Source organism: Paraburkholderia sp. SOS3, from assembly GCF_001922345.1.
Classification (GTDB): domain Bacteria; phylum Pseudomonadota; class Gammaproteobacteria; order Burkholderiales; family Burkholderiaceae; genus Paraburkholderia.
This window is the reverse complement of record NZ_CP018812.1, coordinates 2,809,781-2,829,610: the sequence shown is the minus strand read 5'-3', so window position 1 is coordinate 2,829,610 and position 19,830 is coordinate 2,809,781. Positions and strand designations below refer to the sequence as shown.

The 19,830-nt window shown below is 65.4% G+C and carries 19 protein-coding genes; 7 read left to right on the top strand and 12 right to left on the bottom strand.

The features are described 5' to 3' along the window. Positions 1-88 precede the first annotated feature (88 nt). The 7 genes from BTO02_RS32610 to BTO02_RS32580 all read left to right on the top strand — a co-directional run bounded on the left by BTO02_RS32610 (position 89) and on the right by BTO02_RS32580 (position 7,340). Complete coding sequence (locus BTO02_RS32610; protein WP_075161073.1) at positions 89-1,096, top strand: dihydroxyacetone kinase subunit DhaK; 1,008 nt, start codon at positions 89-91, stop codon at positions 1,094-1,096. Between the two features lie 14 nt (positions 1,097-1,110). Beyond that, positions 1,111-1,785, top strand: coding sequence for a dihydroxyacetone kinase subunit DhaL (gene dhaL / locus BTO02_RS32605; RefSeq protein ID WP_075161072.1), 675 nt, complete (start codon positions 1,111-1,113; stop codon positions 1,783-1,785). Positions 1,786-1,881: 96 nt separating this feature from the next. Next, entirely contained in the window at positions 1,882-2,985 is a 1,104-nt protein-coding gene (locus tag BTO02_RS32600) for an ABC transporter substrate-binding protein (protein WP_075161071.1), read from the top strand. A 55-nt stretch (positions 2,986-3,040) separates the two neighbouring features. Further along, entirely contained in the window at positions 3,041-4,519 is a 1,479-nt protein-coding gene (locus BTO02_RS32595; protein ID WP_075161070.1) for a sugar ABC transporter ATP-binding protein, read from the top strand. A 7-nt stretch (positions 4,520-4,526) separates the two neighbouring features. Beyond that, positions 4,527-5,537, top strand: a complete 1,011-nt coding sequence (locus tag BTO02_RS32590; protein WP_083615494.1) for an ABC transporter permease — start codon at positions 4,527-4,529, stop codon at positions 5,535-5,537. A gap of 243 nt (positions 5,538-5,780) precedes the next feature. Next, positions 5,781-6,272 (top strand): ribose 5-phosphate isomerase B, encoded by a 492-nt coding sequence (gene rpiB / locus BTO02_RS32585; protein WP_075161068.1) that lies wholly within the window; start codon positions 5,781-5,783, stop codon positions 6,270-6,272. 84 nt (positions 6,273-6,356) lie between these two features. Then, positions 6,357-7,340 carry a sugar-binding transcriptional regulator gene (locus BTO02_RS32580; protein WP_075161067.1) on the top strand — a complete coding sequence of 328 codons (984 nt, stop codon included), beginning with the start codon at positions 6,357-6,359 and terminating at the stop codon, positions 7,338-7,340. Positions 7,341-7,401: 61 nt separating this feature from the next. On the opposite strand, the gene BTO02_RS32575 is transcribed toward BTO02_RS32580, so the two are convergent. The 12 genes from BTO02_RS32575 to BTO02_RS32520 all read right to left on the bottom strand — a co-directional run bounded on the left by BTO02_RS32575 (position 7,402) and on the right by BTO02_RS32520 (position 19,769). Next, entirely contained in the window at positions 7,402-8,499 is a 1,098-nt protein-coding gene (locus BTO02_RS32575; protein ID WP_075161066.1) for a 3-oxoacyl-ACP synthase III family protein, read from the bottom strand. Then, positions 8,499-9,242, bottom strand: coding sequence for a hypothetical protein (locus tag BTO02_RS32570; protein ID WP_198039294.1), 744 nt, complete (start codon positions 9,240-9,242; stop codon positions 8,499-8,501). Before BTO02_RS32570 ends, BTO02_RS32575 begins: the two co-directional genes overlap by 1 nt. A gap of 80 nt (positions 9,243-9,322) precedes the next feature. After that, a complete protein-coding gene (locus tag BTO02_RS32565; protein ID WP_075161065.1) occupies positions 9,323-10,045 on the bottom strand; it encodes a cytochrome c biogenesis CcdA family protein in 723 nt (240 codons plus the stop codon). Positions 10,046-10,047: 2 nt separating this feature from the next. Then, positions 10,048-10,440 carry a thioredoxin family protein gene (locus BTO02_RS32560; RefSeq protein WP_198039293.1) on the bottom strand — a complete coding sequence of 131 codons (393 nt, stop codon included), beginning with the start codon at positions 10,438-10,440 and terminating at the stop codon, positions 10,048-10,050. A gap of 245 nt (positions 10,441-10,685) precedes the next feature. Beyond that, positions 10,686-11,333, bottom strand: a complete 648-nt coding sequence (locus tag BTO02_RS32555) for a TetR/AcrR family transcriptional regulator (RefSeq protein ID WP_075161063.1) — start codon at positions 11,331-11,333, stop codon at positions 10,686-10,688. A gap of 39 nt (positions 11,334-11,372) precedes the next feature. Beyond that, on the bottom strand, positions 11,373-12,467 hold the full coding sequence (locus BTO02_RS32550; RefSeq protein ID WP_075161062.1) for an enolase C-terminal domain-like protein: 1,095 nt from the start codon (positions 12,465-12,467) through the stop codon (positions 11,373-11,375). A gap of 41 nt (positions 12,468-12,508) precedes the next feature. Beyond that, positions 12,509-13,435 (bottom strand): ketopantoate reductase family protein, encoded by a 927-nt coding sequence (locus tag BTO02_RS32545; RefSeq protein WP_075161611.1) that lies wholly within the window; start codon positions 13,433-13,435, stop codon positions 12,509-12,511. Positions 13,436-13,835: 400 nt separating this feature from the next. Continuing rightward, positions 13,836-15,005 carry a porin gene (locus BTO02_RS32540; RefSeq protein ID WP_075161610.1) on the bottom strand — a complete coding sequence of 390 codons (1,170 nt, stop codon included), beginning with the start codon at positions 15,003-15,005 and terminating at the stop codon, positions 13,836-13,838. A 381-nt stretch (positions 15,006-15,386) separates the two neighbouring features. Continuing rightward, complete coding sequence (locus tag BTO02_RS32535; RefSeq protein WP_075161061.1) at positions 15,387-16,502, bottom strand: succinylglutamate desuccinylase/aspartoacylase family protein; 1,116 nt, start codon at positions 16,500-16,502, stop codon at positions 15,387-15,389. A 147-nt stretch (positions 16,503-16,649) separates the two neighbouring features. After that, positions 16,650-17,432, bottom strand: coding sequence for an ABC transporter substrate-binding protein (locus BTO02_RS32530; RefSeq protein WP_075161060.1), 783 nt, complete (start codon positions 17,430-17,432; stop codon positions 16,650-16,652). 381 nt (positions 17,433-17,813) lie between these two features. After that, on the bottom strand, positions 17,814-18,947 hold the full coding sequence (locus BTO02_RS32525) for an alpha-D-ribose 1-methylphosphonate 5-triphosphate diphosphatase (RefSeq protein ID WP_075161059.1): 1,134 nt from the start codon (positions 18,945-18,947) through the stop codon (positions 17,814-17,816). A gap of 27 nt (positions 18,948-18,974) precedes the next feature. Continuing rightward, a complete protein-coding gene (locus tag BTO02_RS32520) occupies positions 18,975-19,769 on the bottom strand; it encodes a phosphonate C-P lyase system protein PhnL (protein ID WP_442953517.1) in 795 nt (264 codons plus the stop codon). Positions 19,770-19,830 lie beyond the last annotated feature (61 nt).

Here is a 19,830-nt window from a genome sequence, read left to right as displayed (position 1 = left end):
CGCATACGAAGCGTGCATGGAAGCGGGTGCATAGGAAGCAGCGCACCGCGAAGCGGATAAACGCAACCAGAGAACTCGAGGAAAGCTCATGAATCGCGTCATCAATAATCCGGATCTGGTTGTCGAAGACATGTTGCGCGGCATACTCGCCGCGCATCCGGAACTGCGAGCGTCGGCCGACAATCCGCGCGTCGTCTCGCATGTGAACGCAGGACAGAAGGGCCGCGTGGGCATCGTCACGGGCGGCGGGTCGGGTCACGAACCGGCCTTTATCGGCTATGTCGGCGAGCACCTCGTCGATGCGGTCGCCGTTGGCGAGATCTTTTCGTCGCCGACCGCGAAGTCGTTTGCCGACGCGTTCAAGGCCGCCGACGGCGGCGCGGGCGTCGCCTGCCTGTACGGCAACTACGCCGGCGACAACATGAACGTCAAGATGGCCATGCGCATGGCCGAACGCGACGGCATCCGCGTGGTGCCGGTCGTCGCCAATGACGACGCCGCCTCGGCGCCGCCGGAGGAAATCGCGAAACGCCGCGGCGTGGCCGGCGAGATCGTCATGTGGAAGGTCGCCGGCGCGTGCGCGGCGCTGGGCGCCTCGCTCGACGAAGTGGTGTCGGCCGCGCGACATGCGATCGAATCGACGCGCTCGATCGGCATCGGATTGTCGGCGTGCACGATTCCCGCGGTCGGCAAGGCCAACTTCACGATCAAGGATGGCGACATGGAAGTCGGCATCGGCCATCACGGCGAGCCCGGAATCGAAGTGCAGCGCACGGTGCCGGCAAAAGACATGGCCAGGCGGATGCTCGATACGCTGCTGCCCGACCTGCCTTTCGCGCGCGGCGACAAGGTTGCATTGCTGGTCTCCGGGCTCGGCGCGACGCCGTTGATGGAGCAGTACATCCTGTACGGCGAGGTAGCGGACTATCTGCGCGAAGGCGGCATCGAAATCGGCTTTTCGCGCGTGGGCAACCTCTTCACTTCGCTCGAGATGATGGGCGTGACCGTCACGCTGACGCGGCTCGACGAGCAGCTTTCGCGTGCGCTTCACCATCCGTGCCGAAGCATCGGCATCACCGTAGGAGACGCATCGTGACCGACACTCTCGACATGGCCGCCGCGGGCAGCGTGGTTGCCGATCTGATCGGCGTCATCAATTCGAACCGCCAATACCTGAGCGAAGTCGACGGCGCGATCGGCGACGGCGATCACGGCATCAACATGAGCAAGGGCTTCTCGCAATGCGGCGAACGCCTCGCGAAACGCGCCACGCCGCCGTCGCTGCCGGCTGCGCTCGCCGATCTGTCCGATGCGCTGATGGGCGGCATCGGCGGGTCGATGGGACCGCTGTACGGCTCGTTCTTCCTCGATATGAGCAGCGTGCTCGAAGGACACGCGTTGCTCGACAGCCCACTGTTCTATCGCGCGCTCTCGGCCGGCATCGACGCGGTCCAGGCGATCGGCGACGCGAAAGTGGGCGACAAGACCTTGATCGATACGCTCGAGCCGGCGCGGGCCGCATACGAGGCGGCGCTTGCTGAAAACCGTTCGTTTCGCGAATGCCTCGACGCGATGACCGCGGCGGCCGAGGGTGGCATGAACTCCACGCGCGAACTGCGCGCGCGCGTCGGCCGCGCCAGCCGTCTCGGCGATCGCTCGATCGGCGTGCTCGATGCGGGCGCGTGTTCGTGCTTCCTGATCCTGCGCAGCATGAGCGAATCGCTCGGCGCGTTGCTCGCCGCTGCGGAGCGGGGCGAGAAGCAGACCGAGAAGCACCCCGCCTGAACGGGCGCTGAAGGCGCAGCAAAGGCGCTGAAGGGACGCGCAGGCAGGCGATGCGTCTGCGCGAGGAGACGTCCGTCCGAACGACGCGGGCGCGCAATGGCAGAACGACAGAACAACCTCAAGGAGACGATCATGCAGGCGAGCAAACGGCGGTCCCTGAAGTACCTGACGAGTATCGCGCTGCTGCCGCTCGCAGGCGGCGTGCGCGCGGCGCAGCAGAAGGTCCGCATCGGCGTGGTCGTGCCGACGCTCGACGCGCAGTTCTGGAACAACTACGTCGACTTCATGAAGCAGGGCGCCAGCCAACTCGGCGTCGATCTGACCGTGCTCAATGCAGACAACAAGCCGGACCGCATGGTGAGCAGCCTCGAGGATCTGACCGCGCAGAAGGTGGACGGCATCATTTTCACGCCGTACTGGTCGACCGCGGTGCCCGGACTCACGCTTGCGAAGAACGCGGGCATTCCGGTCATCCTCACGGACTCGTACCCCGACTTCAGCCCGCAAACGCCGCGCTTTCCGAACTACATCGCCTTCATCGGACCGAGCGACGAAGAGGCCGGCTATCAGATGGCGATCAAACTGTTCACCGCGGTGCCCGCCGGCGCAAACGGCAAGAAGGTGATCGGCGTGGTCAACGGCACGGCCGGCACGTCGGTCGCGATCGATCGGCGCAAAGGGCTCGGACGCGCGCTGAAGGAACATCCCGAGGTGACGGTGGCCGGCGAGGTCGACGGCAACTTCGTGCGCGATACGTCGCAGACCGCCTTCGAATCGCTGTATCAGGGGCATCCCGACATCAAGGGCGTCTGGGCCGCCAACGGCGGCACGGCGACCGGCGTGATGGCCGCGCTGCGCAATGCCGGCAAGATGCCCGGCAAGGATGTCTACGTGGTCGCGATGGACCTGAACCCCGAAAACGTCGAGGCGGTGAAGCGCGGCGAACTGCTGTTCGATATCGGCGGTCACTGGCTACAGGGCGGCTTCGCGCTCGTGATGCTGTTCGACCAGATCAAGGGCAAGCCCGTGAGCCGGCAGGACGACACGGTCAAGCTTCATCTGCTGCCGCTGAGCCGCGATCAGGTGCCGCAGTTCGAAAAGGACTTCCCGCATGGCATTCCACCCTACGACTTCCGCAAGCACTCGCGTTTCTACACGCCGAATGCACCGGCCGCGTCGTTCGATATGAAGTACAGCTAGGCATTCGTCGATTTGCACACGCGAGGTTCCCTGTCATGCCCGACGGTATTCGCAGATGACGCTGGTCGCTGAGCACATTAACAAGCGTTTCGGCAATACCGTTGCGCTTCGGGACGTATCGATCGAACTCGCGTCGAACGAGGTTCACGCGCTGGTCGGCGAGAACGGCGCGGGCAAGTCGACGCTGCTGCGGATCCTCGCCGGCGCCGAGCGGCCCGACGACGGCGCGATGCGCCTCGCCGATGCGCGTTACGCACCGCACGACACGCGCGAAGCCGAGCGCCACGGCGTGGCGCTCGTGCACCAGGAAATCACGATCAATCCGTCTTTGACAGTGGCGGAAAACATCTTCATCGATCGGCTTTCGCGCTTCTCGCGTTACGGCTTCATGCAGCGCAGGGCGCTCGAGCGCGCTGCGCAACAGGTGCTCGATAGTTTCGACGCGGGGATTCAGGTGTCGACCGGTATCGAGCGGCTCGATCTCGGGCAATGGAAATGCATCGAGATTGCGCGGGCGTTGTCGCACGATCCGCAGATCCTGTTTCTCGACGAAGCGACCGCTTTTCTCGGCCACCGGGAAGTCGACGCGCTGCTCAAGGCGATTCGCGCGCTCAAGGCGCGCGGGTTGTCGGTCGCGTTCGTGTCGCATCACCTGAGCGAGGTAACGGAAGTCGCCGATCGACTGACCATCCTGAAGGACGGCAACCTCGCCGGCAGCGCGCACGTCGCCGACATCGCGCCGGCGGAGATCCATGCGCGCATGGTCGGCCGCGATATCTCGGGCCACGTGTTTCCGCCCAAGGCACAACGGCCGCCGGCCGAAATCGTGCTCGCCGTGCAAGACGTGAGCGTGGCCGGCCGTCTCGACGATGTGCGCCTCGACGTGCACAGCGGCGAGATCGTGGGCATTGCCGGCCTGAAGGGCGGCGGCGGCGAAGCGGTGCTCGAACTCGCGATGGGCGTGCTCGCGCCGCAGCGCGGAACGCTCGCGCTCGGCGCGAACCGCTACGCGCCCCGACATCCCGATGCGGCGTGGCGTGCCGGCGTCGCGTATCTGCCGGGCGATCGCACCGGCGAAGGCCTGATTGCCGACTTCAGCGTGCTGGACAACATCGTCATGGCCCGGCCGCCGCGCCGCCTCGGGATGTTCGACACGCGGCAGGCGCATCGCGACGTGTCGGAACTCGGCGCGCGCCTGAAGATCAAGGCCGCGCATCCGGGCATCGCGTGCCGCGCGCTGAGCGGCGGCAACCTGCAGAAAGTCGTGCTGGCGAAGTGCCTGCATGTCGCGCCGCGGCTGCTGTTGCTCAACAACCCGACGCGTGGCGTCGACATCGGCGCGCGTATCGAGATCTACCGCGTCATCCGCACGTTGGCGGAAGAGGGCGTCGCGGTGCTGCTCGTCAGCGACGACCTGCCGGAACTGATCGGCCTCTCCGACCGGCTCGCCGTGATGCGCGGCGGCCGCATCGAACATACGTTCGCCGCCGGCGATACAGCGGACGAGACGACTATCGTCCGCTTCATGACCTGAGAACACCATGGACCGTCCGTCTACATCACCGCTTCCCGGCCGGCGTGAGCACGCCGGCACCCGTGTCGAAACCTCGGCTTCGCGCGAGCGGCCGGACGTGCTGCGGCGAATGTTCCCCGTGCTGTTGCTGGCCGCGCTGTGCATCGCCTTCTCGATCAGCTCGCGGCGCTTTCTCACGCCCGGCAACGCGCTGATCGTGCTGCAGCAGGCCGTGGTGCTGGCGGTCGCCGCGCTCGGCATGACCTTCGTCGTGATCGCCGGTTCGATCGATCTGTCGGTCGGCTCGATCGTCGCACTGGCCGCGCTGGCCGCCGCGGCCAGTTCGAACGCGCTCGGCGTACTCGCCATCGTGCCCGCCGTGCTCGTCGGTCTTGCGTGCGGCTTCGTCAATGGAGTGGTGGTCGCCAAAGGGAAAGTGCCGTCCTTCATCGTCACGCTCGGCACGATGGTGGTGTTTCGCGGCATCGTGCTGTATTTCACGCGCGGCGCACCGGTCTCGATCGAGAGCGAAAGCTTTCTCGACTTCTATTCGGGCCGTTCCCTCGCCGTGCCGAACGCCGTGTGGATCGCCGTTGCGGTGGTGCTGCTCGGGTGGGTGACGTTGCGCTTCACGGTGTTCGCGCGAGAGCTCAAGGCGACGGGCGGCGGCGAGCGCGTCGCGCGACTGACCGGGATCCGCATCGACCGGGTCAAGATCGCCATGTTCACCCTGCTCGGTCTGCTGTGCGGCATTGCCGGCCTGCTGCAAAGCGCGCGCGCCATGGCCGCCACTTCGCAGCTCGGCGAGGGGCTCGAACTCGATGTGATCGCCGCGGTGGTGGTCGGCGGCACGCCGCTGACCGGCGGACTAGGCAGCGTTCAGGGCACGATACTCGGAGTCCTGATCATCACGATCCTGTCGAACGGCATGAACATGGCAGGCGTCGATCCGTACCTGCAGAACATCGTAAAAGGCGTCGTGCTGATTGCCGCGGTGTTCATCACGATCGACCGCAAGAAGATCGGGATCATCAAATAGATCTCATGCATGGTCGAGTTCGGGTGCGCAATCGATGTGACATTTGCTCATATGCGAGCACTTGTATTTATTCGAGAGCGCCGAGTTGGGCGCAACTGCTTCTGAAATTCACGAAGAATGGGTATCTTTTACCCGAAATCAGGTCGAGAATTTGCTCTTGACTAATCAAATGTTCAATTTCACAATGCTGAAAACCGCGAACGAACGCGCACGTCTGCGCGGAATTGCGCCGGGAGTGACTGAATGAAAATTGCGATCGGCTGTGACGAGGCGGCCTACGACCTGAAGGAGATCCTGTTGGCGCATCTGCGCGGGCGAGGTGTCGACGTGACGGATTTCGGCACCTATAATGCGCAGCCTGTTATCTATCCCGACATTGCGTTTGCCGTGGCCGAGCGCGTCGTCACCGGGGAATACGGGCGTGCCGTATTGCTGTGCGGAACCGGCATCGGCATGGCCATTTCGGCCAACAAGGTGCCGGGCATCCGTGCCGCGCAGTGTCACGATACGTATTCGGCCGAGCGCGCGAGCCGCAGCAACGACGCGCAGATCGTGACGATCGGCGCACGCGTCGTGGGTCCGGAACTGGCGAAAGCCATTGTCGATACTTTTCTCGCCGCGCAGTTCGACGGCGGCCGCTCGGCACCGAAGGTGCAACGCATCCAGCAATACGAGACCGAGCTCCACGCGAAAGAGGACGAGCGCACCGCGGGCGGGGACCGGATCCCGGGCTGATGCAGCGGCAACGCCAATCGCGGCGAGTCCCGGTCGGTATCGTTGCGCACGTCGCAGCCCGATTCCACTTCTGAGGATTGCCTGATGGAAACCGACGAACTGACACGCCTCGCCACCCTCTACTACGTCGACGGGCTCACTCAGGAAGATCTGTCCAAGACATTTTCCATTTCGCGGGCCAAGGTCGGGCGGTTGCTCAGGCGTGCGCAGGAAGAGGGCATTGTCGAGATTCGCGTCCGGCATCATCCGCGCGATACGAGCGAACTCGAGCAGCAGCTCGTCACGCGCTTCAAGCTCGAACGCGCGATTGTCTCGGTGAACCACAAGGATCAGGACAAACAGCGCGAATTGCTGGCCGGGCTCGTGGCGAGCCATCTCGATCGCATCCTCTCGGACGGCATGATCGTCGCGGTCGGCATGGGACGCAACATCAGCTCGATTTCGCAGCATGCGATCTCGTCGACGCGCCGTTCCTGCCAGTTCGTTTGCGCGATCGGCGGTGCGTATCGCGGCGGCGAAACCATGAATGCCGACCATATTTGCCGGCGGCTCGCGGCGCGCTTCGGCGGCGAAAGCGAAACGCTGTACGCACCGGCGCTGGTGGTCGATCCGGACGCGCGCGAGGCGCTGCTGCAAAACGATACGGTCAAGCAGACGCTCGATCATGCGCGGCGCGCCCAACTCGCGCTGATCGGTATTGGCGACATCAACGAAGACAGCAACATGGTGCGCATGGGCTGGTTCACGCCCGAAGAGATTGTCGCCGTGAGGCAACTGGGCGCGGTCGGCGACATGATGGGCTACGACTTTATCGATCTGGCCGGGCAACCGTCCCGCACGCCGTTCGCGGATCGGGTGATCGGGCTCTCGTTCGAGGATCTCGTGCGCATCCCGAACGTCATCGCGGTCGCCAGCGAGATGACGAAAACCACCGCCGTGCTCGGCGCGCTGCGCACCGGCGCGATCAACACGCTCGCTACGACCGAGGCGATCGCGCAGTCGGTGCTCAGTCTCGATGGCGCGACGCGGCCACGGCAAGCGGCCGGCGTCACGGCAGGCGCGACCTAGCGCGCGTGGTCAGCCCGGCATTCTTTATTGCGTAGTGCCGTTCGCCTGGCGGCAAAGCGCATCATGCGGCGCGATGTTCGCAGGAACCGTGCTCGTACAGAAAGCCGCCATGCATGTACTTGGTGGCTTCCGCGCCGAGCGCCAGGACGCGCGAGCCCGCCGCGAGACCCTGTTCGCGAAGCTGGGCAAGCGCCAGCCAGATGGCCGCGGAGCCGGTGTTGCCGACCTCGCCGGCGTTGACGAAGAAGCGCTCGGCCGGCACCTCGAAGTGGGCGGCCAGCTGCGTACCGATATTGCCGCTCACCTGATGCGGAATGATCCAGTCGACGTCTTCCAGCGCGACCCCGCGCTGCCGCGCCGTCGCTGCGCCGGCGTCGAACAGCAATGCGCCGGACTCGGCGATGCGCCGGTAATCGTGCGAAAACGTCAGCGGCGAGGTGCGCGCGGCTGCGTCGTCCGACCCGCCGGCGCGCATTTCGAGCCCCGGTGCACGGTTCAGGCCGAGCGCGCCGAACCACGCGGCGCGCAGTTGCGGCATGCCGGCTCGCGCCGGCGCAAGCACGATGGCCGCCGCGCCGTCGCCCATCTGCGCGAGATTGACGCGCTGATCGCGGTCGTGAACGGCGGCCGCCGGATCGAAGAACAGCGAACCGGTTTCCGAGCCGACGATCGCGAGCGGCCGCGCGCCGCGCTGCGCGAGCATGCCGAACGCGATCAGCAACGCGTTTGCAAAGCCCGTGCATGCTTGCCGCAATTCGACGTGCGGGCCCGGATAACCGAGCAGGTCCGCGACCAGCGCGATATTCGACGGCAGCGGCTGAGCGGGTGTGGCGGTGTGGCCGATCAGATAGCCTAGTTGCTGCGGCTCGAGCTGTGCCTGCGCGAGCGCACGGCGCAACGCCTGCGCGGCCAGTTGCGGATTGCGCGCGCCGGCCGACGGCGCCTCCGCCCGCTCGCGAAACGGGCGGCTGACGTGCCGCCGGCCGATCGCGAGCCGCCGCATCAGCGCGTGCAGCGCACGCGTGTCCAGTGCCGGCGCGAGCGCGGCGACGCGCGCGATCAGGCTTGCGTTGTCGAGCGCTTCGCCCGGCAGCGCGGCGCCGGTGCCGAGCACGGCGACACTGCCTTCCGAGTAGGCGGTGTGCAACGGCGCATCCATCAGAACAACCCGTTCGGCAAATGTGCAACGTCGCGCAGCAACGCATCCGGGTCTACGCGCAGGCGCTCGAAGGCCGCCCCGCTCGGGACGAGCAGGCCGGCCAGCGCGTGGCGCGCAGCCGCGCCTTGCATGCGCCCAAGCGCCGCGGCACCGCGCGCGGCGACCAGTTTGCGCGTCACCGCGACGTGGCGCGCTTCGTCGCGGCGAATGCCTTGCAACAGCCGCACCAGTTGCGCGTCTTGCGCAAGCGCCGCGCGCGGCGCCGTCAGGCGCGCCAGGATCGTGCAGACCGCCGCATCGACCGCGCAGATCCGCGCGAGATGCGTAGTGCGCTCGCGCGTTTCGAGTCCCAGATGAAAGCGGCGCGCCGCAGCCCGCTGCGCCGCGCCGCCGGGCACTGCCGGCAAGGCCGCGCCGAGCCGCTGCAGCAGTTCGTCGTGCACGCGCTCTTCGGCTTCGATCGCGCGCAACGCAGCGGCCTCGCTGCCGTGCTTGTCGTCTGCCGGCGCGCGGTCGGCCAGCCGGCCGAACGCGAGCGTCGCCGCTTCCTCCGCGCAGCCGAGCAGCGGCAGCACGTCGGCGAGTGCCTGTGCAGTGTCGTCGTCGAGATGCGGCGGCATCGGCAGCATGGTTTGCGTGGCCGGCAAGCGCCGGATTCGCGCAGAAAAGCACCGCGTCGGGGCAGGTACTGCGGTGCGCGCGATGCCGGAATCGGGTGCGCGGTCTGCGGTTCGGGTTGCCATGCGTGCGTCCAGGTCTGATATGCGGCGCTTCGCGTGCGCCGCGAGTGCGGCGGCGCGATGGGCACGGTGCATGTGGGAGGCTAGAAGCGGGTGGTCAGATCGGTCAGCCAGTCAGGTGAGGCCGCCACCGCGAGCGCTTCGAACTGACGATCGAGGCCCGTGATGATCAGCAGCCCGACCACCACCAGCAGCGCACCGAATACGCGGTTGCCGATGCCGCCGACGCTCATCAGCCGTTGCCGCCAGCGCGGCAGCAGCGTGCGCGCGGCGAGCGCGACGACCAGCAGCATCGTCGCGATGCCTGCGCCGAACGAGAAAATCGTCAGCGTGGCGGAGCCGACGTCGCGACCCTGGCTGGCGAGCGCGGTCGCCGCGCCGAGCGTCGGGCCGATGCACGGACTCCAGACGACGCCGAGCAGCACGCCGATCGCGGCCTGGCCAAGCGTGCCGAAGCGCTCGGCGCGCAGCTGCGTGTCGCTGGCCCATGCGGTAAGCGGTGCGAGCAGCCGGCCAAGGCCCGCACTGGCGCGCTTGAACAGCATGGCGACGCCGGCGAGCACGAGCACCGCGGCGCCACCGATGCGCAGCACGTCGCTGCCGCTCGACACGCCGGCCAGCGCGACCGCCAGCGCCACCAGCGTAAACGACGCGACGAGCCCCGCGGCCAGCGCGAGCGGCCCCCAGCGGCTGCGCTGCGCGGCGCTGCCGAGCACGATCGGCACGAGCGGCAGCACGCACGGCGACAGAATCGTCAGTGCGCCGGCTGCGTAGCCGAGCAGAAGCAGGTTGAACGAAGCGCTCATGGTCAACGCACCGCACTGTCGAGCACCGCTTCGATCTTCGCCGCGTTGGTCTGATATGCGAGCCGGCCGGTTTCGGTTTGCCCGCGATAGGCGATCAGCGTGCCCTGGGTGGTCACACCCAGACGCTTCCAGTCGTCCTTCTGCTTGTCGTAATTGAGGCGGAACACCACCAGCTTGTCATAGCGCGGCGACGCGGTCAGCTTTTTGATCGTGTGGCTTTGCGATGCGCACACGGGACACCACCACGCGTGCACGTCGACCAGTACCGGTTCGCCGGCCGCCTGGGCAGCCGCGAACGCGTTGCTGTCGAAGTCGCGGAAATCGGCTGCATGGGCCGGCGCTACGGCCGCGAATGCGAAGGTCGCCGCCACGGCGATATGAGAAAGCAGTTTCATTATCGACATCTCCAGTCACGAATAGGGCAGAGCGGCGCCGCTCGTACTGCCGCGCGATCGCGTGCGAACGCCACGGTGCTGACCTTAGGTCGGCGTGCGCGGGCCGAAATGACAGCGCGGCAGCAAAAAAACAATGCGGCGGCGAGCGAATCCGGCCGCGAACGATCGCGGCGGCCCAAAGAAGGATGTGGCAGGCGGCTGTGAGGAGCCACGTTATGCGGCTTGAAGAAAAAGCCGCGGCCCCGTTATGGAATGCGCGACGTTTTTCGGGCCGGACGGCGCAACGCCGATGACGCCCGCGTCTTCGGCGTCGCGCCGATCAGTTCCATTGCCGGACGCGCGGCGCCTTCCAGCAGACTGCGCTGTGGGCGCACGCGCGCGAGCACGCGCAGCCCCATCAGCACGGCGAGCAGCGTTCTCGCAAGATCTGCTGGAGCCGTGTGACCCGGAATCGTGCCGTCGGCCTGACCGGCGCTCACGCAGCGCAGAAAGAAGCGCTCCATCTCTTTCAGAACGCATTCGAGCGCGTCCTGAACGGCCGTGTCGTGCGGCGCCAGTTCCAGCACGGAGTTGACGATCAAACAGCCGCGGCGCTGTTTGTCGTTGACCGAGAGATCGACGATCTCCTCGAAAAAAGCGACGATCGCGTCGCGAGGGGAAAGCGTTGTTTCGAACCGTTGCACGCGATCGCGGAAGCCGCGCTCGACATAGCGTTCGAGAGCCCGATCGTATAACGCACGCTTGTCGCCGAACGCGTTGTACAGACTCGCGCTCGTGATGCCCATGGTGTCCGCGAGTTCGCGTACCGAGGTCGATTCGTAGCCACGCGACCAGAATTGCGCGATCGCGGCGTCGAGTACGGTGTCTTCATCAAATTCGCGTGGACGTGGCATTGCTCGAACTCGTTACACGGATTGAACGCATCGGACGCGTCAGGCAATTCGATAGGCTTCGACAGCCGCATCGTTCCATGACAGACCGTTGCCGGGCCTGTCCGTCAACATCGCGAATCCGTCTTCGATACGCAGCGGCTCTTCGAGCACGGCGTCGGCCCAATCGACGTATTCGAGCCAGTGCGCGGTCGGTGTCGCGGCAAGCAGATGCGCGCTGACTTCGGGAAACAGGTGCGAAGAGACTTCGCGCCCGGCCGACGCCGCGATGCCCGACGCGAGGCGCCATCCCGACACGCCGCCGATGCGGTCGAGATCGAACATCAGATAGTCGCTCGCCTCGGCCTTCGCCGCCTCGAACACCGGCTGCACCGACACGAAATTCTCGCCGAGCTGGACGGGCGTATCGATGCGCGCGGCGATTTGCGCGAGATGCTCATAGCTGTCGTGACGAATCGGCTCTTCGATCCAGTAGACGCCTTCGCCATCGAGCATCGGACAGTATTCGAGCGCTTGCGCGATGCTCAAGGCCTGGTTGAAATCGGTCATCAACGCGACGTCGTCGGGCAGGCGCTTGCGCACGGCGCGAACCGCGGCCAGGTCGTCTGCGAAAGAAGCACGTCCAAGCCGCATCTTGACCGCGCGGAAGCCACCGGCGAGCAACGCTTCTGCTTCGTCGGCTGCGCGCGGCGGCTCGACGAGTCCGAGGCCGTTGCTGTTGTACGCACGCACGGCCCGCGGCGACCCGCCGAGCAGCGTCGCGAGCGGCACGTCCGCGGCAAGCGCAAGCGCGTCCCACGCGGCCGTATCGATTGCCGAGGCGAGCATACACAGCGGTCCGTACAGCCCCGTCAGCTTGAAGTAGCGCGCAAGGGCCTTGCCGATGTCGAGCGGACTGACCGGCTGCCCGGCGAGGAACGCACTCAGGTCCGCGACCATCGCCGACATCGCTCGTGCCACTGAATCCAGATAGCAGAATGCATAGCCGTGGCCCGCGATGCCCTCGCTGGTTTCGAGCGTAACCAGTAACAGCGGAGCGGCGTTGAAGGTCTGCGCGCTCGTACCGAAGGTACGTCGCATCGGCACCGATACGGCCGCGGCGCTAAGCGAGCGGATGGTCAGCGGGGATGTCGTCATCGCGAAGTCTCCTGCACGAATGGGTGAGGTGCGGGCCGGCTTCAGCCGGACACGCGGCCGTCGGCGCTCAGTTCCAGAATGTCGGCGATGGTCCGGTTTCTCGGCGTCGGCACATTGAGCGCTTCGCCCAGCGATGCCACGCCGCCGCTCAGCCACGGCAATTCGAGGCGGTTGCCGTTCTCGAGATCGTGATGCATCGACGAGGTCATGCCTTCGGGCAGCGTGTCGCAGAACGCGAGCCGGTTTTCGGCAAAGTCGGCGGGCAGCCGCACCGCTTTCGCACGGCCTACCGCGACCACCTCGTGCATCACGTCGAACAGGAATGCGCGCGTTCGGGCATGAGTGCGAATGGCGCCGATGGGCCGCCGGATCGTGGCGGTCGTGCCCGACAGTCCGACGAGAAACACATACTTCTCCCAGATCAGCCGCTCGATATCGTCGGCTATTTCGGCGGCGATGCCCGCTTTCTCGCATGCCGCATGAAACGCCTGCACGCGCGCCGAGCGGCTGCCGTCATATTCGCCGAATACGAGTTTCTGCATCGTGCCGCTGTGCGTGATGACGCCCGGCGACGAGATCACCGATGCGATGTAGCAGACTCCGCCGATGATCGACTCGCGCGGCAGATGTTTGCCGAGCGTTTCGTCTTTTTGCACGCCGTTCTGGAACGACACCACGGCCGCGCCGCGCGAGACGAGCGGAGCAAGCGATCGGGCGGCCTCGTCGGTATCCCACAGTTTCACCGCGACTATGACGAGGTCGGCCTGTTGTACAGCACCGATGTGTTCGACGATTCGGGGCGCCTCGAGTGTGAAATTGCCGAGCGGGCTCTCGATGCGCAAACCGTGCGCCTTGATGGCTGCATAGTGGCGTCCTCGCGCAACGAACGTGACGTCGCAACCTGACTGGGCGAGCCGCGCGCCGAAATAGCCGCCGACGCCGCCCGTGCCAAAAACTACGATTTTCATGCCGGTTCCTGTAATGGATGAGGCCGGCGCGCCGACGAGCGGGTCGGGCGCCATGCACACGGCGACGTGATTCGGGAGGCGTAACGGTCACGCTTGCACATGGCGCAACCGTGCTGCCGAACAGCCATGGCTGTTCGGCCCTGCCCGCGACCCGTCGCCGGAGCCGCACGCGTCATTTTAGAACGATTGCTTTAAAACGTGCAGAAACCGCGGAACGCGCGTCGCGCGGCGCCGGCCGCGCCTTGTCGAGCATCGTGCGAACGCGTGTGGCGACGCATGTCGACGCGGCATGCGCGTTCATGGCGCTGCTCAAAAAAAAAGACGCCCCGAAGGGCGTCTGTGCCTGTTCTCGAAGCAGGCTGGCCGAGCGTCTCGCCGCAAGGCCAACCGCTCAAGCTGCTTAGAACTTGTGGCGCAGGCCGACGCGGAACGCCAGCTGGCTTTGCGAGCCGTTGCCCGAGTTGCCGAAGAACGAGCTCGTGTCGCCGATCTGCGATTGCAGTTCCGAGTTGCCGGCGCGGCCGCTTGCGTCCTCGAACACCGTCAGGAAGTACACGTCGGTACGCTTGCTGAGCGCGTAGTCGACAGCACCCGAGATCTGGTTCCAGTGGCCGCTTGCCGTGGCGCCGTCCACTTTCGAGTACGTGTAGCCGGCAGCAACCGACAGCGCTTGCGTGAAGTTGTACTTGCCGCCCACGTCGTAAGCCTGGTACAGCGACGAGCCCAGCGTGATCGGCTGGAACAGCGTGTTCGTGTACAACGCCCATGCCGTGATCGGGCCGAGCGTGTAGCGGCCGCCGACGCCGAACGTGCGCAGATCGCGGATCGCCGCGCCACCCGACGGACCCGAGCCCGGGGTGAAGTTCGCGAGGGTAACGTTGAATGCCGGCGTGGACAGAGCCGGGAACTTGATGTCCGTGTAGGCAGCGCCGACGCTGAACGGACCGTATGCGTAGTTCGCGCCGAAGCTGTACGTGCGCGACGAGCCGGTCGTCGTGCCGACCGTCGGTGCGCCGCCGAATGCGCCAGCCTGGTTCGAGAAGCCGTACAACGCGCCGAACGTGAGGCCGTAGAAGTTCGCGCTGCTGAACTTCACCGAGTTGTTGATGCGGCTCGACGTCAACTGGTCGACGTCGTTCATGTGGTACGAGTAGTTGCCGCTGACGATGTTGCCGCCGTTCGAGTACGCGCCGCCGAGAACGTCGGTCGACATCGAGTATTGACGACCGAACGTCAACGCGCCGATACCATTCTTCGACAAACCGACGAAGGCCTGACGGCCGAACAGTGCGCCGCCCTGGCTGGAGGTGCCGTTGCCGCTGTTGAAACCGCCTTCGAGCACGAAGATCGCCTTCAGGCCGCCACCGAGGTCTTCCGCACCGCGCATGCCCCAACGGCTGCCCTGTGCGACGCCGTCGTCATACTTGAACAGCTTCTGCGAATTCGTGCCGCTGTGATTCACATAGCTGATACCTGCATCGATAATCCCGTAGAGCGTCACGCTGCTTTGCGCGTGTGCAGCGCCCGCAAAAGTTGCGAGGAGCGCCGTGGTCAGTACTTTCTTGTTCAAAGATTTCTCCGTTTTTAGAAAATTGCCAGCGACTGTCGCCATGCTCTTCGGCAGGTCTTTCGTCGACCGGAAATTTAAACGGATTACATACGACTGAATATGACAATTGCGAAAAATGCACTAGATGTAGTGCAAAAACTACATTTATAGGACGGGATCGCGGGAATTTTTGCTCGTTTCTTATAGTTATGCATACGAGCTGTTTATAAGTGTAGGTTCAATGAAAGTAATGCTGCTTCGCGTGTGAATCGGTGACGCACAAGACAAATCGCCCGCTTTCAAGCGGGCGATTTTTTGCTGGCGACATACCGCGAACGGCATGAGTGCAACAACAAGGCGAAGCAATACGGGCGGAATAACCGGCTGTGAAACGAGACCTGGCTAAGCGGATAACAACGATCCCGAGCGGATCGCTTTCGCCCCTGCCACACGCGCGACTTCCATGCCGGCGGTCGCAAATCGCGATACGTGCCGCGCGTACAGGACGCCCGCGACCGTGCACTTCAGCGTGACGACTTGATCGGTCAGCGGATCGACGATATCGGCAATCTCCTTGCCTGCGTCGACCCACTTGCCGACTTCCGCGCGAAACACGACGACGCCGCTGACCGGAGACACGACCGGCTCGGTGCCCGCGAGCGGCGTGGCCGCGAATTCGAGCGCCGGCATCGGCGCAGCCGTGCCGTCGATCACGCCGCGATGCGTGAGGTACTCGATGATCGCTTGTGCGTCTTTCTCCGCGAACTCGTACGACACGTCGCGCTGGCTGCGCAGTTCGACCGTGACCGAGATCGAGCCGTTCGGAATCGGGAAGCGGTCGCCGAAGCGCGCGCGCAAATCGGACCAGCAGAAGCTGTGAATCTCGTCGAACGGATTGCCGACCGAATCGAGCGCGAGCAGCGATGCCTTGGCGTCGAGATAGCGCGACAGCGGCTCGACGTCGGGCCACAGGTCCGGGTTCGTGTACAGATGCAGCGCCGCTTCCCAGTCGCAATGCAGATCGAGCACGATATCGGCGTCGAACGACATCAGTTGCAGTGCGAGGCGGTGCGATTCGAGCTCGGTGCGCGGCTTTTGCGCCTGCAAGGCTTCGTGCATGGCCGCGCGGATCGCCGCGCGATTGTGCTCGATATCGCCGCTCAGGCGGCCTTCGATGATCGGTTCGACGAGCGCCGCGAGGTTATGGAAATTGCGGTTGAAGTTCTGCGCGGAATTCGATTCGAAGCGGCCCGCGAGCAGCCCGAGCATATGCTGGTTCAAACCGATCGGATTGGCGACCGGCACGACGATCACTTCGCCGCGCAGCTTGCCGGCCGCTTCGAGCGCCTCGAGCTTGCGGCGCAAGGCCCACGAAACGAGCATGCCGGGCAGTTCGTCGGCATGCAGCGACGACTGGATATACACCTTCTTTCCGCCGCCGGGGCCGTAGTGGAAGCTCGTCACGTTGCGAGCGGTGCCAAGCGACGGGGACAACAGCGGGTGAATTTGCGTTTGCATGAGAGAGAGGCGGCAAAGCGTAGAGGCCGCGTTATCGGTTGACTGCGGGCTATTATGCCCGTCTCGAACGAAAACGGGCTCCATGCGGAGCCCGTTTATACGGCGGAGCCTTGCGAGTGCGGCGCGGCGAACCGCGCCGCCGGCGTGTTAACCGCCGTAGACGTCGAAGTCGAAATACTTCTTCTCGAGCTTCTTGTAGGTGCCGTCCTTGATGATTTCGGCGATCGCCTTGTCGACCTTCGCCTTCAGATCGGTGTCTTCCTTACGCATGCCGATGCCGGCGCCTTCACCGAGGATCTTCTTGTCTTCGAGATCCTTGCCGACGAACTGGAAGCCCGCGCCGCGCGGCGTCTTCAGGAAGCCGATGTCCGCTTGCACGGCGTCTTGCAGCGCTGCGTCGAGGCGGCCCGAGATCAGATCGGCGTAGACCTGGTCCTGATTCTGGTAAGCGACGACCTTCGCGCCCTTCGGCTCCCAGTAGGTCTTCGCGTACGTTTCCTGGATCGTGCCCTGCTCGACGCCGACCGACTTGCCGGCGAGCGATTCAGGAGTCGGCTGGATGTTCGAGCCTTTCTTCGCGACGAGGCGCGTCGGCGTGTTGAACAGCTTCGACGAGAAAGCGATCTGTTCGGCGCGTTGCGGCGTCATCGACATCGACGACAGCACGCCGTCGAACTTCTTGGCCTTCAGTGCCGGGATCATGCCGTCGAAGTCGTTCTCGACCCATACGCACTTCGCCTTGAGGCGCGCGCAGATTTCGTTGCCGAGGTCGATGTCGAAACCGACGAGCTTACCGTCGGAGCCCTTCGATTCGAACGGGGGGTAGCTGGCGTCGACGCCGAAACGGATCGTCGTCCAGTCTTTGGCGTGTGCGCCGATCGAAACGGTGGCAAGCAGGGCAACCGTCAAGGCCGCGAGCAGTTTTTTCACTGATTTACTCCCGAGTGGTTCTGATAAGTCGCTATGCGGATTGTGCTATGCGACATGGCCCGCCGCGGATAGGCGGCCGGGCCTGGTGGTTTCGGCCGCCGGCGGGCCGCCAGCAGCGCGCGCCAAGCTTACCAGTCCAAAAATATTGGGGACCTGGTAGAACCCCGGATGGCGCGGCAAATCAAGCTCTGACGCGCATTTGCGGGCGGGCGCCGGCGAAAGGAAAACGACAGTTATGCGGTAACGCCGGTGGGTCCCGTAAGCCGCCTGTTGTGATAGCGGCGCGCGGCCGGAGGTTCGCTGCACTGCCGCACGACGATCGCCGGCGGCAGTGCCGAGTGGCGAGTGCTGTATGCACTCGCTCGCGGTGTGGCGCGCCGTTTAAACGACGCGTACGCCTGCGCGCCAGGTGGCGCGCGGCACCGGCAACGCGTCCATCATCGTGACGCGCACGAAGTCGGCGCGCAGGCCCGGTGCGATCGAGCCGCGATCGTGCAGGCCGGCCGTGCGCGCCGGTTCGGCCGACACGGTGGCCATCGCGCGCGGCAGCGTCCAGCCGGCCTTGTCGACGAGTTCGAACGCGGCAGTCAACAGGCTCGACGGCACGTAGTCCGACGACAGGATATCGAGCAGACCCGCTTTCGCGAGTTCGAGCGCCGACACGTTGCCCGAGTGCGAGCCGCCGCGCACGACGTTCGGCGCGCCCATGATCGTCGCGATGCCGTGACGGTGCGAGGCTTCGGCCGCGATGCGCGTGGTCGGGAATTCGGCGAGTACGATGCCTTCGGCGGCAGCCTGTTCGACGTGCTCGACGAGCGTATCGTCGTGGCTCGCGACCGGCACCTGCAGCTTCTTGCAGCGCTCGATGATCGCCAGACGGTGCGCATCGGCAAAGCGCTGCTGTTCCTCGGCGAGTTCCATCAGCGTGCGCTCGGCTTCCTCGTCGGTCAGCTTGCCGTGGCGCTCCTGGAATTTGCGCCAGGCGGCGCGGTCGTGCCACTGGCGCTGCCCCGGCGTGTGATCCATCACCGACGCGAGCCGCAGCATCGGATGCCCGCACAGCTCGTCGAACACTTCGACGACGTCGCCGGTCGCGACTTCGCAGCGCAAATGCAGGAAGTGGTCGGCGCGCAGCAGTTTGCGTTCGGTGAAGCGCTGCAGCGCTTGCGCGCAGCGCGTCTGGATGCCGCGCTCGCGTGGCCCGTTGTGCGCGCGCGAGCCGATCGCGAGCGCGTCGAATACGGTCGTGATGCCGGCGGCGGCGACCTGCGCATCGTGAATCACGAATGCGGCGTCGGTGTTCCAGTAGACGCCGGGACGCGGCGCCAGATGCTTCTCGAGATTGTCGGTATGCAGCTCGATCAGGCCGGGCAGCAGGTAATCGCCTTCCCAGTCCTCCGACTCGCGCGCGGACGTCGTGCCGCGCGAAATGTCGCGGATCACGTCGTTCTCGATCCACACGACGCCAGTGAATTCTTCATCCCGCGTGACGACGCGGGCGTTCCTGATCAACATCGGAAAGCTCCGTATGGGTGTTGGATGTCAGTGTATTGCAGTCGTGTGACGTAGCGGTGGCCGCAATTCGAGCCGGCGCGTCGCGACTTTCGCGCGCGTGTCTTCATCGTGGAAAATGCCGACGATCGCCGCGCCGCGCTCGCGCGCTTCGATGACGAGATCGGCGACCACGTCGCGGTTTTCCGCATCGAGCGAAGCGGTCGGCTCGTCGAGCAGCAGCACCGGATGCTCGGCGATCAGGCCGCGCGCGATATTCACGCGCTGCTGTTCGCCGCCCGAGAACGTGGCCGGTGCGAGCGACCATAGCCGTTCGGGCACATTCAATCGTGCCAGCAGTGCGGCCGCGCGTTCGCGCGCTTCGGCTTCGGCCACGCCGCGCGAGACGAGCGGCTCGGCCACGAGCGCCAGGGTCGTCACGCGCGGAATCACGCGCAGAAACTGGCTTACGTAGCCGACCACGTTGCGACGCAAATACAGCACGTCGTACGCCTGCGCGCCGGTGATTGCGATGTGCTGCTTGTCGGAATCGGCTGCGGGATCGACCGCAGAATCAAGCGCGGGATCAAGCGCGGGAGCCATAGGGCGGTCGTCGGTGCGATCGCGGGCGCGCGCGTCGTCGCGCAACGCGATCGTGCCGGCGCTCGCGAGATAGTTGCCGTACAGGCAACGCAACAGCGTGCTCTTGCCGGCCCCCGACGGGCCGACCAGCACGACGCATTCGCCGCGTTCGACATCGAGCGACACGCCATCGAGCGCGTCGATTCGCACGCCGCCCTGGCCGTGCAGCGTGAACGTTTTCGCGACACCGACCGCGCGCAGCATCAGCGCGGGGTTGTCGACGAAGGCACGCCCGATTGCGCGTGGAGCATTGGATTCGATCAAT

Excerpts from the sequence above, each read along its gene's own strand:
- BTO02_RS32610 (WP_075161073.1), top strand. The coding sequence starts at position 89 with ATGAATCGCGTCATCAATAATCCGGATCTGGTTGTCGAAGACATGTTG.
- dhaL (WP_075161072.1), top strand. The coding sequence starts at position 1,111 with ATGGCCGCCGCGGGCAGCGTGGTTGCCGATCTGATCGGCGTCATCAAT.
- BTO02_RS32600 (WP_075161071.1), top strand. The coding sequence starts at position 1,882 with ATGGCAGAACGACAGAACAACCTCAAGGAGACGATCATGCAGGCGAGC.
- BTO02_RS32595 (WP_075161070.1), top strand. The coding sequence starts at position 3,041 with ATGACGCTGGTCGCTGAGCACATTAACAAGCGTTTCGGCAATACCGTT.
- BTO02_RS32590 (WP_083615494.1), top strand. The coding sequence starts at position 4,527 with ATGGACCGTCCGTCTACATCACCGCTTCCCGGCCGGCGTGAGCACGCC.
- rpiB (WP_075161068.1), top strand. The coding sequence starts at position 5,781 with ATGAAAATTGCGATCGGCTGTGACGAGGCGGCCTACGACCTGAAGGAG.
- BTO02_RS32580 (WP_075161067.1), top strand. The coding sequence starts at position 6,357 with ATGGAAACCGACGAACTGACACGCCTCGCCACCCTCTACTACGTCGAC.
- BTO02_RS32575 (WP_075161066.1), bottom strand. The coding sequence starts at position 8,499 with ATGGATGCGCCGTTGCACACCGCCTACTCGGAAGGCAGTGTCGCCGTG.
- BTO02_RS32570 (WP_198039294.1), bottom strand. The coding sequence starts at position 9,242 with ATGGCAACCCGAACCGCAGACCGCGCACCCGATTCCGGCATCGCGCGC.
- BTO02_RS32565 (WP_075161065.1), bottom strand. The coding sequence starts at position 10,045 with ATGAGCGCTTCGTTCAACCTGCTTCTGCTCGGCTACGCAGCCGGCGCA.
- BTO02_RS32560 (WP_198039293.1), bottom strand. The coding sequence starts at position 10,440 with ATGAAACTGCTTTCTCATATCGCCGTGGCGGCGACCTTCGCATTCGCG.
- BTO02_RS32555 (WP_075161063.1), bottom strand. The coding sequence starts at position 11,333 with ATGCCACGTCCACGCGAATTTGATGAAGACACCGTACTCGACGCCGCG.
- BTO02_RS32550 (WP_075161062.1), bottom strand. The coding sequence starts at position 12,467 with ATGACGACATCCCCGCTGACCATCCGCTCGCTTAGCGCCGCGGCCGTA.
- BTO02_RS32545 (WP_075161611.1), bottom strand. The coding sequence starts at position 13,435 with ATGAAAATCGTAGTTTTTGGCACGGGCGGCGTCGGCGGCTATTTCGGC.
- BTO02_RS32535 (WP_075161061.1), bottom strand. The coding sequence starts at position 16,502 with ATGCAAACGCAAATTCACCCGCTGTTGTCCCCGTCGCTTGGCACCGCT.
- BTO02_RS32525 (WP_075161059.1), bottom strand. The coding sequence starts at position 18,947 with ATGTTGATCAGGAACGCCCGCGTCGTCACGCGGGATGAAGAATTCACT.
- BTO02_RS32520 (WP_442953517.1), bottom strand. The coding sequence starts at position 19,769 with ATGCTGCGCGCGGTCGGTGTCGCGAAAACGTTCACGCTGCACGGCCAG.